At 68.5% G+C, this 13,072-nt stretch carries 12 protein-coding genes; 2 read left to right on the top strand and 10 right to left on the bottom strand.

The annotated features are described in order from the left end of the window. Nucleotides 1-77 precede the first annotated feature (77 nt). From proC to QZM15_RS07600, 6 genes are all read right to left on the bottom strand, one after another. Nucleotides 78-890, bottom strand: a complete 813-nt coding sequence (proC, locus tag QZM15_RS07625; RefSeq protein ID WP_302106129.1) for a pyrroline-5-carboxylate reductase — start codon at nucleotides 888-890, stop codon at nucleotides 78-80. A 53-nt stretch (nucleotides 891-943) separates the two neighbouring features. Continuing rightward, nucleotides 944-1,642, bottom strand: coding sequence for a YggS family pyridoxal phosphate-dependent enzyme (locus QZM15_RS07620; RefSeq protein ID WP_226289990.1), 699 nt, complete (start codon nucleotides 1,640-1,642; stop codon nucleotides 944-946). Between the two features lie 115 nt (nucleotides 1,643-1,757). Continuing rightward, on the bottom strand, nucleotides 1,758-2,984 hold the full coding sequence (glcF, locus tag QZM15_RS07615; RefSeq protein WP_059642162.1) for a glycolate oxidase subunit GlcF: 1,227 nt from the start codon (nucleotides 2,982-2,984) through the stop codon (nucleotides 1,758-1,760). Between the two features lie 7 nt (nucleotides 2,985-2,991). Then, the gene (gene glcE, locus QZM15_RS07610; protein WP_059574301.1) at nucleotides 2,992-4,080 is read right to left on the bottom strand and encodes a glycolate oxidase subunit GlcE; all 1,089 of its coding nucleotides are present in this window, start codon (nucleotides 4,078-4,080) and stop codon (nucleotides 2,992-2,994) included. 183 nt (nucleotides 4,081-4,263) lie between these two features. Then, nucleotides 4,264-5,757, bottom strand: coding sequence for an FAD-linked oxidase C-terminal domain-containing protein (locus tag QZM15_RS07605; RefSeq protein WP_059574300.1), 1,494 nt, complete (start codon nucleotides 5,755-5,757; stop codon nucleotides 4,264-4,266). Between the two features lie 38 nt (nucleotides 5,758-5,795). Continuing rightward, on the bottom strand, nucleotides 5,796-7,205 hold the full coding sequence (locus QZM15_RS07600; protein WP_059574299.1) for an FAD-binding oxidoreductase: 1,410 nt from the start codon (nucleotides 7,203-7,205) through the stop codon (nucleotides 5,796-5,798). 136 nt (nucleotides 7,206-7,341) lie between these two features. On the opposite strand from QZM15_RS07600, the gene QZM15_RS07595 reads away from it, so the two are divergent. Together QZM15_RS07595 and hmpA are read left to right on the top strand one after the other, a co-directional pair. Continuing rightward, nucleotides 7,342-7,893, top strand: coding sequence for a cob(I)yrinic acid a,c-diamide adenosyltransferase (locus QZM15_RS07595; RefSeq protein WP_059642159.1), 552 nt, complete (start codon nucleotides 7,342-7,344; stop codon nucleotides 7,891-7,893). A 95-nt stretch (nucleotides 7,894-7,988) separates the two neighbouring features. Continuing rightward, nucleotides 7,989-9,197, top strand: coding sequence for an NO-inducible flavohemoprotein (hmpA, locus tag QZM15_RS07590; protein ID WP_059574297.1), 1,209 nt, complete (start codon nucleotides 7,989-7,991; stop codon nucleotides 9,195-9,197). Nucleotides 9,198-9,288: 91 nt separating this feature from the next. Here the strand turns inward: hmpA and QZM15_RS07585 are convergent, their stop codons facing one another. From QZM15_RS07585 to tldD, 4 genes are all read right to left on the bottom strand, one after another. Beyond that, nucleotides 9,289-9,678: a type II toxin-antitoxin system VapC family toxin gene (locus QZM15_RS07585; RefSeq protein ID WP_059642153.1), complete on the bottom strand. Its 390-nt coding sequence runs from the start codon at nucleotides 9,676-9,678 to the stop codon at nucleotides 9,289-9,291. Further along, the gene (locus QZM15_RS07580; RefSeq protein ID WP_099316085.1) at nucleotides 9,675-9,944 is read right to left on the bottom strand and encodes a type II toxin-antitoxin system Phd/YefM family antitoxin; all 270 of its coding nucleotides are present in this window, start codon (nucleotides 9,942-9,944) and stop codon (nucleotides 9,675-9,677) included. Before QZM15_RS07580 ends, QZM15_RS07585 begins: the two co-directional genes overlap by 4 nt. Nucleotides 9,945-10,068: 124 nt before the next feature. Continuing rightward, a complete protein-coding gene (gene aroG, locus QZM15_RS07575) occupies nucleotides 10,069-11,142 on the bottom strand; it encodes a 3-deoxy-7-phosphoheptulonate synthase AroG (RefSeq protein WP_059642150.1) in 1,074 nt (357 codons plus the stop codon). Between the two features lie 395 nt (nucleotides 11,143-11,537). After that, on the bottom strand, nucleotides 11,538-13,004 hold the full coding sequence (gene tldD / locus QZM15_RS07570; RefSeq protein ID WP_059574293.1) for a metalloprotease TldD: 1,467 nt from the start codon (nucleotides 13,002-13,004) through the stop codon (nucleotides 11,538-11,540). Between the last annotated feature and the right edge of the window lie 68 nt (nucleotides 13,005-13,072).

Here is a 13,072-nt window from a genome sequence, read left to right as displayed (position 1 = left end):
ACGCTGGACGTAAAAAAGCGACCGTCGGGCCGCTTTTTTTACGTCCAGCGCCGGCAAAACCGGCGCCGCTGTCGCGCTTACGCGCGGCCGAGCTCGTCGCCCATTTCCTTCGCGCGCGCTTCGGCCGCGAGCGCGCCGCGCACGATCGCTTCCTTCACGCCCTGCGCGTCGAACGCCGCGAGCGCGGCGGCCGTCGTGCCGCCTTTCGACGTCACGCGTTCGCGCAGCACGCTCGCCGGTTCGCCCGACTGCGCGGCGAGTTGCGCGGCGCCGGTGAACGTCGCGACCGCGAGCGCGCGGCCCTGCTCGTCGTTCATGCCGAGGCGGCGCGCGGCTTCCTGCAGCGCTTCGATGAAATAGAACACGTACGCGGGGCCGCTGCCCGAAATCGCGGTGACCGCGTCGAGCTGCGATTCGTCGTCGAACCATACGATCTCGCCGACCGCGCCGAGCACGCTCGACGCGAGTTCGCGGCCCGCGGCGTCGACGCCCGGCAGCGCGGCCAGGCCCGTCACGCCCATGCCGACCAGCGCGGGCGTGTTCGGCATCGTGCGCACGACGCGCGCGTAGCCGCCGAGCCAGCGGGCGAGATCCGTGCCGCGGATGCCGGCCGCGATGCTGATCACGAGCTGCGATTTCAGGTGCGGCGCGAGCGCCTGCGCGACGTCGTGCAGCACCTGCGGCTTCACCGCGAGCACGATCGCGTCGTAATCGGCGAGCGTCGCGTCGATCGCCGCGCCGGTGCGCACGCCGAATTGCTGCGCCGCGCGCGCACGGACTTCTTCGTTGACGTCGATGGCATACAGGCCGTCCGCGGCGACGCCGCGCTTGATCAGGCCGCCGATCAGGGCCGCGGCCATGTTGCCGCCGCCGATGAATGCGATTTTCATGATGTCGGGAATGAGCGAGTGAATGAACGGAAAGGCGGAAAAGGGCGCGGCGTTCAGTGCGCGTAATCGCGCGCGCCGAAGATCGCGGTGCCGACGCGCACGATCGTCGCGCCCTCGAGCACAGCCGCCTCGAGATCGGCGGACATGCCCATCGACAGCGTGTCGAGCGGCAGGCCGTCGGCGCGCAACGCGTCGAACAGCGCGCGCAGCGCGCGATGCGGCGCGCGTTGCGCGGCGGTGTCGCCGGCCGGTTCGGGAATCGCCATCAGCCCGCGCAGCCGCAGCGACGGCAGCGCGGCGACCGCCCGCGCGACCTCCGCCACGTCGGCCGGCGCGACGCCGCTCTTCGACGCCTCGCCGCTGATGTTCACCTGCACGCACACGTTGAGCGGCGGCAGGTGGGCGGGGCGCTGCTCGGACAGGCGCTGGGCGATTTTCAGCCGGTCGACCGAATGGACCCAGTCGAAGCGCTCGGCGACGGGGCGCGTCTTGTTCGATTGCAGCGGCCCGATGAAATGCCATTCGAGGCTCGCGCGCAGGTCGGCGAGCGCGTCGATCTTGTCGATCGACTCCTGCACGTAGTTTTCGCCGAACGCGCGCTGCCCGGCCGCATGCGCGGCGCGCACGTCGTCGGCCGGAAACGTCTTCGACACGGCGAGCAGCGAGACGGTGGCGGGGTCGCGGCCGGCCGCGCGGGCGGCGTCGGCGATGCGGCGGTGAACGGAGTCGAGACGGGCGGCGAGATCGGACATGACGGGCACGAAAGCGGGCACGGAGGCAGCACGGAAGCGGGTATGAAGCCGATGCGCGGCGACGCGCCTCGCATCGATCCGCTCATTATACGGACGGCGCGCGCGTGAACAGGCCCTAACCGTACAGCAGATGCTCGACGAGCTGGACCCAGTGGGCGACCGGCACCTGCGTGCCGCTTTGCAGATGCGCGATGCAGCCGATGTTGCCGGACACGATCATCTGCGGCTCGAGCGCTTGCAGCTTCAGCAGCTTCTGCTTGCGCAACCGGTACGACAGCGACGGCTGCGTCAGCGAGTAGGTACCGGCCGAGCCGCAGCACAGGTGGCTGTCGGCCGGCAGCCGCACGTCGATGCCGAGCGTCTCCAGCAGGCGCTCGACCTTGCCGCGCGACTGCTGGCCGTGTTGCAGCGTGCACGGTGGGTGATAGGCGACCGTATGGATCGCGCGGCGCCGCGCGATCGTCGCGAGCTCGGCCTCGAACGCGAGCAGCACGTCGGAGATGTCGCGGGTCAGCGACACGATGCGCTGGGCCTTCTCCGCGTAGGCCGGATCGTCGCGCAGCAGGTGCGCGTATTCGAGCACCGTCGCGCCGCAGCCCGACGCGTTCATCACGATCGCCTCGACGCCCTGTTCGACGTGCGGCCACCACGCGTCGATGTTGCGGCGCGCGTCGTCGAGCGCCTCGTCGTGATAGTTCAGGTGCAGACGGATCGCGCCGCAGCAGCCCGCGTCGGGCGCGACGACCGTCTCGATGCCGAGCGCGTCGAGCACGCGTGCGGTCGCGATGTTGATGTTCGGCAGCATCGACGGCTGCACGCAGCCGCCGAGCATCAGCATCTTGCGCGTATGCGTGCGGTGCGGCCATTCGAGCAGCCGCGTGCGCGGCGGCACCTTGTCGCGCAGCCGCTTCGGCAGCAGCGGCCGCACGTGCTGGCCGAGCCGCATCACCGGCGAGAACAGCGCCGCGTTCGGCACGACGCTCGCGAGCACGCGGCGCATCAGTCGCTGCTGCGCGGGGCGCTGCACCTGCGCCTCGACGTGCTTGCGGCCGATCTCGACGAGCCGGCCGTACTGAACGCCGGACGGGCAGGTCGTCTCGCAACTGCGGCACGTGAGGCAGCGGTCGAGATGCTGTTGCGTGCTGCGCGTGACGGCCGCGCCCTCGACCATCTGCTTGATCAGGTAGATGCGGCCGCGCGGGCCGTCGAGTTCGTCGCCGAGCAGTTGATAGGTCGGGCAGGTCGCGGTGCAGAACCCGCAGTGCACGCACTTGCGCAGGATCGCGTCGGCCTCGTCGCCGTCGGGCGTGTTGCGGATGAAATCGGCGAGGTTCGTTTGCATCCAGCCCTCAGAGTTCAGGGTAAAGCCGGCCGCGATTGAAGATGCGCGCGGGATCGAACGCGCTCTTCAGCCCGCGGTGGATCTTCATCATCGGCGCGGGCAGCGGCGTGAACACGCCCGCGCTGCGGTCGTAGGTGTCGCCCGCGCGGAACAGCGTCGCATGGCCGCCGGCCTGCTTCGCGCTCATGCGCACGGTTTGCGCGTCGGCGTCGGTGATCCACCAGCGCTGCGCGCCGCCCCATTCCATCAACTGGGTACCGGGCAGGTGCATCGGTTCGGTGATCGACGGCAGCGACAGGCGCCACAGCGCATAGCCGGGCGGGATGCCGTTGAAGAACGGATCGGTGTGTTCGCGCACGCCGGACCAGAAGCGCTCGGCCTCGACCGCGTCGACGACCTCGCCGCCGAGCAGCGTTTTCGCGGATTTCACCGCGGCTTCCGCGCCCGACAGGCGCAGCACGAGCGTGCCGTTGCGCCACGCGCTCGCGCTGACGGGCAGCGGATGGCCGCCCCATTCGTTGAGCTTGCGCACCGCGTCGGTCGCGGTCATCTCGAACTTCAGCGTGACTTCGGCGACGGGCATCGGCAGCACCTTGATCGACAGGTCGAGCATCAGCCCGAGTGTGCCGAGCGCGCCGGCCATCAGCCGCGACACGTCGTAGCCGGCGACGTTCTTCACGACCTGCCCGCCGAAGCGCAGCATGTCGCCGCGGCCGTTCATCAGCGTGACGCCGAGCACGAAATCGCGCGGGGCGCCGCAGGTGGCGCGGCGCGGGCCCGCGAGCCCGGCCGCGACGCAGCCGCCGACGGTGGCCGCGCGGCCGAAATGCGGCGGCTCGAACGGCAGCATCTGGCCGCACTCGGCGAGGACGGTTTCAAGCTGCGCGAGCGGCGTGCCCGCGCGGACCGTGACGACGAGTTCGGCCGGGTCGTACGACACGATGCCCTGAAACGCACGCGTGTCGAGTATTTCGCCCTCGAGCGCCTGGCCGTACCAGTCCTTGGTGCCGCCGCCGCGAATCCGCAGCGGCCGGCCGTCGGCACTGGCGGCGCGGATGCGCTCGGCCCATCCGGCGACGATGTCGTCCTCTTCCATGTTCCGTTGCTTTCTCGTCTCGTTGTCCGGTCGATTGTACCGGGGTGGCGCGATTGCACATCGCGACTATCCCTAAGCCCCGTCGCGGTTGCGGCACGCCGGCGCCGGCGCGCGAACGCGCCGAGCGGGTACGGCAGATCCCCGTACCGCGGCCGCCGATGCGCGCCGCGGCCCGCACGCCGCTCAGAAGCGCGGCAGGTCGGGGTGCGGCAGCAGCCCGCCGCGCACGTGCTGGCGGCCATATTCGGCGCAGCGCGCGCGGGTGGGGATGCCCTTGTCCGGGTTCAGCAGCCCGGCCGGATCGAACGCGCGCTTGACCGCGAAGAACGCGTCGCGCTCCTGCGGCGAGAACTGCACGCACATCGAATTGAGTTTTTCGATGCCGACACCGTGCTCGCCCGTCACGCTGCCGCCGAATTCCACGCAGCATTCGAGGATTTCCGCGCCGAACTGCTCGGCGCGGTGCAGTTCGTCCGGATCGTTCGCGTTGTACAGGATCAGCGGATGCATGTTGCCGTCGCCGGCATGGAACACGTTGATGCAGCGCAGCCCGTAACGCGTCTCGAGCTGCTCGATGCGCGCGAGCAGCGGGCCGATCGCGCGGCGCGGCACGGTGCCGTCCATGCAGTAGTAATCGGGGGAAATGCGGCCGGCGGCCGGGAACGCGTTCTTGCGGCCGGACCAGAAGCGCAGCCGCTCGTGTTCGTTGCGCGACACCTGGATGCGCGTCGCGCCGTGCTCGCGCAGCACGGCCGTCATCCGCACGATTTCCTCGGCGACTTCTTCCGGCGTGCCGTCCGATTCGCACAGCAGGATCGCCTTCGCGTCGAGGTCGTAGCCCGCGTGCGTGAACGCCTCGACGGCCTGCGTGGCCGGCTTGTCCATCATCTCGAGCCCGGCCGGGATGATGCCCGACGCGATGATCGCAGCCACCGCCTCGCCGCCTTTCACCACGTCGTCGAAGCTCGCCATCACGAGCTGCGCGGTCTGCGGCTTCGGGATCAGCCGCACCGTCACCTCGGTGACGATCGCGAACATCCCTTCGCTGCCGATCATCACCGCGAGCAGGTCGAGGCCCGGCATGTCGAGCGCGAGCGAGCCGAATTCGACGATCTCGCCGTCGATCGTCACCGCGCGCACGCGCATCACGTTGTGCACGGTCAGCCCGTATTTCAGGCAATGGACGCCGCCGGAATTTTCCGCGACGTTGCCGCCGATCGTGCAGGCGATCTGCGACGACGGATCGGGTGCGTAATACAGGCCGTACGGCGCGGCCGCTTCCGAGATCGCGAGATTGCGCACGCCCGGCTGCACGATCGCCGTGCGCGCGTACGGGTCGACTTCGACGATACGCGTGAAGCGCGCGAGCGACAGCACGACGCCGAGCGCGATCGGCAGCGCGCCGCCCGACAGGCTCGTGCCGGCGCCGCGCGGCACGATCGGCACTTCCATGCGGCGGCAGATCTGCACGATCCGCTGCACCTGCGACTCCGTCTCCGGCAACGCGACCGCGAGCGGCAGCCGGCGGTAGGCGGACAGGCCGTCGCATTCGTACGGCGCCGTATCCTCGTCGCGGTACAGCAGGCAGTGGGTCGGCAGCACGGCCATCAGCGCCTGCACGATTTCGCGCTGGCGCTGCGCGCGGGCGGCGCTCGACAGTTCGACGGGAGCGTTCATGGGGTCTCCTGCGTGGGGCGCGACGTCGCGCCGCCGTGTCAGCACGTGAAAATCTTGCCCGGATTCATCAGGTTGCGCGGATCGAGCGCGAGCTTGATCGCGCGCATCGTGTCGATCGCGTTGTCGCCGTGCTCCTTCGGCAGGAAGCGCATCTTGTGCAGCCCGACGCCGTGCTCGCCGGTGCAGGTGCCGCCCAGGCGCAGCGCACGCTCGACGATCCGGTCGTTGATGTGTTCGGCTTCGGCGAGCTCCTCGGGCTTGTCGGGATCGATCAGGATCGCGACGTGGAAATTGCCGTCGCCGACGTGGCCGACGATCGGGCAGGGCAGCGACGACGCACGCAGGTCGACCTCGGTTTCCTCGACGCACGCGGCGAGCTGCGAGATCGGCACGCATACGTCGGTCGTCACCGCGCGGCAGCCGGGCTTCAGCTGAAGCATCGCGAAATACGCGTTGTGGCGCGCGGACCAGAGCCGCGTGCGATCCTCGGGGCGCGTCGCCCATTCGAAGCCCTGGCCGGCGTTCTGGCCGGCGAGCGCCTGCACGAGTTCGGCCTGTTCCTTCACGCCGGCCTCGGTGCCGTGGAATTCGAAGAACAGCGTCGGCGCTTCGGCGAGCGTCAGGTTCGAGTGACGGTTGATCGAGCGCACCGCGAGCGCATCGACGAATTCGACGCGCGCGATCGGCACGCCGATCTGGATCGTCTCGATCACCGTGCGCACCGCGTCGCCCATGGTCGGGAACGTGCAGATCGCGGCCGACACGGCCTCGGGCAGCGGGTGCAGGCGCAGCGTGATCTCGGTGATCACGCCGAGCGTGCCTTCGGACCCGACGAACAGGCGCGTGAGGTCGTAGCCGGCCGACGACTTGCGCGCGCGCGAGCCGGTTTTCACCACGCGGCCGTCAGCGAGCACCGCGGTGAGGCCGAGCACGTTCTCGCGCATCGTGCCGTAGCGCACGGCGTTGGTGCCGGAGGCGCGGGTCGCGGTCATCCCGCCGATGCTGGCGTCGGCGCCCGGATCGATCGGGAAGAACAGGCCGGTGTCGCGCAGCGCGTCGTTGAGCGCCTTGCGCGTGATGCCCGGCTCGACCGTCACGGTCAGGTCTTCGGCGTTGATCGACAGCACACGGTTCATTTCCGACAGGTCGAGCGACACGCCGCCGCGTACCGCGAGCAGGTGGCCTTCGAGCGACGAGCCGGCGCCGTACGGGATCAGCGGCACGCCGTAGAGCGAGCACAGCGACACGACTTCGCGCACGTCGTCGGTGCTGCGCGCGAACACGACGGCGTCGGGCAGTTGCGGGTCGAACGGGGATTCGTCGCGGCCGTGATGGGCGCGGACCGCATCGGCGGTCGACACGCGCTCGCCGAAGGCGGCGCGCAGCGCATCGAGCATGGCGGGGGGCAGCGGGCGGCGCGTGGCGGCCGGCGGGGCAGGGTGATTCACGAATGTCTCCTGACTGCTTGTCGTACTGTCGGCTCATTCTACGCCGTAACGTCCGCTGCGCCTCGCGCCGCGGGCTGCGATAATCGCGTTCCAGCCAACCGGGCCGCGTGGCGGCCGCGCACGAGAGGACATTCGCATGGGCAACCGCTTGAGCAAGATCGCGACGCGCACGGGCGACGACGGCACCACCGGCCTCGGCGACGGGCGGCGCATCGGCAAGGACGACGCACGGATCGCCGCGATCGGCGACGTCGACGAACTGAACTCGCATCTCGGCGTGCTGCTGGCCGAGGCGCTGCCGGACGACGTGCGCACGGCGCTCGTCACGATCCAGCACGACCTGTTCGATCTCGGCGGCGAGCTGTGCATCCCCGGCCACACGGTGCTCGACGACACGCATCTCGCGCGCCTCGACCAGTGGCTCGCCGACTACAACGCGACGCTGCCGCCGCTGAAGGAATTCATCCTCCCGGCCGGCTCGCGCGCGGCGTCGCTCGCGCACGTGTGCCGCACCGTGTGCCGCCGCGCGGAGCGCTCGATCGTCGCGCTCGGCCGCGGCGACACGCTCAATGATGCGCCGCGGCGGTACGTGAACCGGCTGTCCGACCTGCTGTTCGTGCTGGCGCGCGTGCTGAACCGCGCCGGCGGCGGCGCCGACGTGCTGTGGGAGCGCGGGCGCGTCCGCTAGCCAACCATCACGCTTGTCGCGCGCTGCGACAATTTGCCCGAGGGGCGTTCGTTTTTAAACAAGTATCGTATATGCATGTTTAACGGAGAACGAACATGACCCACCTCACCGCCGACCAGATGGCCCGTGTGAAGGCCACCGCCCCCGTCCTCGCCGAGCACGGCGCGACGATCACGAAGCACTTCTACCAGCGCATGTTCGCGCGTCATCCGGAACTGAAGAACCTGTTCAACCAGACGCACCAGAAGACCGGCAGCCAGCCCGAGACGCTCGCGAAGGCCGTCTACGCGTATGCGGCGAACATCGACAATCTGGGCGCGCTGGGCGGCGCGGTGTCGCGCATCTCGCACAAGCATGCGAGCCTGAACATCCGTCCCGAGCATTACCCGATCGTCGGCGAGAACCTGCTCGCGGCGATCGTCGAAGTGCTCGGCGACGCGGTCGATGCCGGCACGCTCGAAGCGTGGCGCGTCGCATACGGCCAGCTCGCGCAGATTTTGATCGGCGCCGAGGCCGACCTGTACGCGAATGCCGCGTGGAGCGGCTTCCGCCCGTTCAAGGTCGCGCGCAAGGTACGTGAAAGCGACGAGATCACGTCGTTCTACCTGACGCCCGCCGACGGCGGCGAAGCGCCGACGTTCGAGCCGGGCCAGTACATCACGGTGAAGCGCTTCGTCGGCGATCTCGGCGTCGACCAGCCGCGTCAGTACAGCTTGTCCGACGCGCCGCATGGCAAGTGGCTGCGCATCTCGGTGAAGCGCGAGGCCGGCAAGCCGGAAGCGATCCCGGCCGGCAAGGTGTCGACGCTGATGCACGACGGCGTGGAAGAGGGCGCGATCGTCGAGGCGACCGCGCCGATGGGGGACTTCTCGCTGAAGCGCGAGGCCGATACGCCGGTCGTGCTGATCTCCGGCGGCGTCGGCATCACGCCGATGATGTCGATGGCGTCGACGCTGATCGCCGAAGGCAGCAAGCGCGACGTGCGCTTCATCCACGCATGCCGTTCGGGCGCGGTGCACGCATTCCGCGACTGGCTGAACGACGCGGTGCGCGAGCATGCGAACGTCAAGCGCACGGTGCTGTACGAGCTGGTCGGTCCGAACGATCGTGCCGGTGTCGATCACGACCTGGAAGGGCGCCTCACGCAGGAGCGTGTGAAGCAGTACGCGCTGGTGCCGGATGCCGATTACTACATCTGCGGCCCGATCGCGTTCATGAAGGCGCAACGCGACGCGCTGGTCGCCCTCGGCGTCGCGCCGGAACGCGTGAACACGGAAATCTTCGGGTCGGGCGCGCTCGAGTGAGGGTCCGGCGGCCGGTGTCGACCAACACAACGATGCAATGACGAAGCCCGGCGCGAGCCGGGCTTTTTACTTGCGGCGCCTTGGGGCGACTTCAGGCGCGCAACATCAGCGTTGCGTGGTAGCGCCACACCTTCGGATCGGCACTGACGAGCGGCATGCCTTCATGGAGTGCCTGCGCGACCATCACGCGGTCGAACGGATCGGCATGGTCCGGGAAATCCGGCAACGCGGCGACTGCCTCGGCGTGATCGCTGCTGATCGGCAACTCCGCAAAACCTGCCAGCCGAAATGCCGAACGCGCATCTCTCGGATGGACGGGCAGATTGCCTTTGCGGTACTTGATCGCGATTTCCCAAATCGACGCGGCGCTGACGTACAGCGTGTTTTGGGGATGTTCGATCAACGCGGCCGCGGCTGCCGAAAGTTGCGGTGCGCCTTCGGCCGCCCAGAGCGCGATGTGCGTATCGAGCAGCAGCTTCACGGTGCAAGCCCATGGTCCGAGCTGGCATCGAAGTCGGCGGCGATCGATTCATCGCCGGCATTGAATGCCTCGACGCTTGTCGGAATGTTCAGTCCGGCAAGCAACTGACGGGCTGCGCCGATCCGCTTCGGCGCGGTGTACGGAACGATCCGGGCGACCGGATGACCATTGCGCGCGATCACGACTTCGGCTTCGCGCCCCGATTCAAGCGCTTCCACGAGGCTGGAAAGCCGCGACTTGGCATCGTGCATGTTGACGGTCGACATGATCGATCCTCTGGTTAGCTAGATGATGTTAGCTAGTCTAGCAGAGCAACACGCCGACCGCAGGCCGGCCGTATGGCCGATTCGGCGCCACGCGGGGCCATACGATCAACCTGGCGGCGTTTCTTCAGTTCCCGCTGCCGCGCGCGACGCGCCGCGCCTTCACCGATTCCGCGAGGCCTTCGAGCACCTTCACGCTGTCGTCCCACGCGATGCACGCGTCGGTGATGCTCTGGCCGTAGGTCAGAGCACAGCCTTCCTTCAGGTCCTGGCGCCCCTCGACGAGGTGCGACTCGATCATCACGCCGACGATGCGCTCGTCGCCGGCCGCGATCTGGCGGCCGATGTCCGCGCACACGGGGATCTGGTTCTCGTGCTTCTTCGAGCTGTTCGCGTGGCTCGCGTCGATCATCAGGCGCGCGGCGAGGCCGGCCTTGCCGATGTCCGCGCAGGCGGCGTTCACGCTGTCCGCGTCGTAGTTCGGCGTCTTGCCGCCGCGCAGGATCACGTGGCAGTCCTCATTGCCGGCCGTCGACACGATCGCCGAATGGCCGCCCTTCGTCACCGACAGGAAATGGTGCGGCTGCGACGCGGCCTTGATCGCGTCGACCGCGATCTTCACGTTGCCGTCGGTGCCGTTCTTGAAGCCGACCGGGCACGACAGCCCCGATGCGAGCTCGCGGTGCACCTGCGACTCGGTCGTGCGCGCGCCGATCGCGCCCCACGAGATCAGGTCGGCGATGTACTGCGGGCTGATCATGTCGAGGTATTCGGTCGCGGCCGGCAGCCCCATTTCGTTGATCTGCAGCAGCAGCTCGCGCGCGGTACGCAGCCCTTCGTTGATCTTGAAGCTGTTGTCCAGATGCGGATCGTTGATGAGCCCCTTCCAGCCGACCGTCGTGCGCGGCTTCTCGAAGTACACGCGCATCACGATTTCCAGTTCGCCCTTGAAGCGCTCGCGCTCCTTCACGAGCCGGCCCGCGTATTCGATCGCCGCCTTCGTGTCGTGGATCGAGCACGGCCCGATCACGACGATCAGCCGGTCGTCCATTCCGTGCAGGATGCGGTGCATCGACTGGCGCGCGTGGTAGATCAGCTCGGACGCGGCTTCGGAGCACGCGAATTCGCGGATCAGGTGGGCGGGCGGCGTCAGTTCCTTGAGTTCGCGAATGCGGACGTCGTCGGTGTTGTGCGGGGGCATGCTGTTTCTCCTTGGTTCCGGGCGCCGTTCGGTCAGTGCGCGTGCGGCAGATTCATCAATTCAGGCAATTCAGTGGTGCCGGTCGGGGCTGCGGGCCGCTGCGGCGGCGACCGGCTGGCGAAGGGCGAAAAAAAACCGCCGGGTTCGCCGGCGGTTTTTTCGGGAATTTCGGTTGCGCTTCACGCGCCATCAACCCTCTCGATCCGCCAGCGGTCTGAGATACCAAAAAAAGTAAAAGTAAAACTTGGCGGACATGACGGAAATTCGGCTCGTCAAAAAAGTTGATTCGGAATTTATACCCGGTCAGCGCGCGGCTGGCAACCGGGGGTGCTCGAAAATGCGGACAATCCGCGCGTTTTCATCGAAATGCGCGGATTGTCTGCGCCGCGATGCGGTTATGCCGTACCGCCGACCGTCATCTTGTCGATCCGCAGGGTCGGCTGGCCGACGCCGACCGGCACGCTCTGGCCTTCCTTGCCGCACACGCCGACGCCCGTGTCGAGCGACATGTCGTTGCCGATCATGCTCACGTACTTCAGCGATTCCGGGCCGCTGCCGATCAGCGTCGCGCCCTTCACCGGGTAGGTGACCTTGCCGTTCTCGATCATGTACGCCTCGGACGCCGAGAACACGAACTTGCCGTTCGTGATGTCGACCTGGCCGCCGCCGAAGTTCACCGCGTACAGGCCGTTCTTCACCGACGCGATGATTTCCTGCGGATCCTTGTCGCCGTTGAGCATGTACGTGTTCGTCATGCGCGGCATCGGCAGCGCCGCGTACGACTCGCGCCGCGCGTTGCCCGTGACCGGCATCTTCATCAGGCGCGCGTTCAGCGTGTCCTGGATGTAGCCCTTCAGGATGCCGTCCTCGATCAGCGTCGTGCACTGCGTCGGATTGCCTTCGTCGTCGATGTTCAGCGAGCCGCGGCGGTTCGGCAGCGTGCCGTCGTCGACCACCGTCACACCCTTCGCGGCCACCTGTTCGCCGATCCGTCCCGCGAACGCGGACGAGCCCTTGCGGTTGAAGTCGCCCTCGAGGCCATGGCCGATCGCCTCGTGCAGCAGCACGCCCGGCCAGCCCGGGCCGAGCACGACCGTCATCGCGCCGGCCGGCGCGGGGCGGGCGTCGAGGTTGACGAGCGCCGCGTGCACGGCGTCGTCGACGTAGCGCGACAGGACTTCGTCGGTGAAGTAGCCGTAGTCGAAGCGGCCGCCGCCGCCGCCCGAGCCGATCTCGCGGCGGCCGTTCTGCTCGGCGATCACCGTGACCGACACGCGCACGAGCGGGCGGATGTCGGCCGCGAGCGCGCCGTCGCTGCGCGCGACGAGCACGACGTCGTATTCGCCGGCGAGGCCGGCCATCACCTGCGTGACGCGCGGGTCGCGCCCGCGCGCCATCTGTTCGATGCGTTCGAGCAGCTTGACCTTGGCCGTCGCGTCGAGCGACGCGAGCGGGTCGGACGGCAGATACAGGTCGCGGCCCGAGATGCCCGTCAGCGACGTGGCGGCCTTGATCTTCTGCCGGCCGCCGCCGGCCGCCGCGATCGCCTTGGTGGCGGCGGCGGCTTGCGCGATCGCTTCGGGCGACAGATCGTCCGAGTACGCGAACGCGGTGCGGTCGCCCGCGACCGCGCGTACGCCGACGCCCTGGTCGATGCTGAAGCTGCCCGATTTGACGATGCCTTCCTCGAGGCTCCATGCCTCGCTGCGGGTCGCCTGGAAATACAGGTCCGCGTAATCGACGCGATGCGTGAAGATGTCGGCGATCGTGCGCGTGAGCAGGCTTTCGTCGAGGCCGTACGGCGTGAGCAGGATGTCCTTCGCCAGCGCGAGGTTGCGGATGCCGGGTTCGATGATGTTCATGCGGATATCGGGAGTTCTCAAAAAAGTTGTCGGGTGCTGCCGGGCAGATGGGTGGGCCGCGCGGCGTT

This window comes from Burkholderia sp. AU44665 (assembly GCF_030504405.1).
GTDB lineage: Bacteria > Pseudomonadota > Gammaproteobacteria > Burkholderiales > Burkholderiaceae > Burkholderia > Burkholderia semiarida.
Note: the sequence above shows the minus strand (reverse complement) of the source record. Positions and strands in the feature narration are given on the sequence as shown.

What these genes read in the sequence shown, in the direction of transcription:
- proC (WP_302106129.1), bottom strand. Translation starts at nt 890, where the DNA reads ATGAAAATCGCATTCATCGGCGGCGGCAACATGGCCGCGGCCCTGATC.
- QZM15_RS07620 (WP_226289990.1), bottom strand. Translation starts at nt 1,642, where the DNA reads ATGTCCGATCTCGCCGCCCGTCTCGACTCCGTTCACCGCCGCATCGCC.
- glcF (WP_059642162.1), bottom strand. Translation starts at nt 2,984, where the DNA reads ATGCAAACGAACCTCGCCGATTTCATCCGCAACACGCCCGACGGCGAC.
- glcE (WP_059574301.1), bottom strand. Translation starts at nt 4,080, where the DNA reads ATGGAAGAGGACGACATCGTCGCCGGATGGGCCGAGCGCATCCGCGCC.
- QZM15_RS07605 (WP_059574300.1), bottom strand. Translation starts at nt 5,757, where the DNA reads ATGAACGCTCCCGTCGAACTGTCGAGCGCCGCCCGCGCGCAGCGCCAG.
- QZM15_RS07595 (WP_059642159.1), top strand. Translation starts at nt 7,342, where the DNA reads ATGGGCAACCGCTTGAGCAAGATCGCGACGCGCACGGGCGACGACGGC.
- hmpA (WP_059574297.1), top strand. Translation starts at nt 7,989, where the DNA reads ATGACCCACCTCACCGCCGACCAGATGGCCCGTGTGAAGGCCACCGCC.
- QZM15_RS07580 (WP_099316085.1), bottom strand. Translation starts at nt 9,944, where the DNA reads ATGTCGACCGTCAACATGCACGATGCCAAGTCGCGGCTTTCCAGCCTC.
- aroG (WP_059642150.1), bottom strand. Translation starts at nt 11,142, where the DNA reads ATGCCCCCGCACAACACCGACGACGTCCGCATTCGCGAACTCAAGGAA.
- tldD (WP_059574293.1), bottom strand. Translation starts at nt 13,004, where the DNA reads ATGAACATCATCGAACCCGGCATCCGCAACCTCGCGCTGGCGAAGGAC.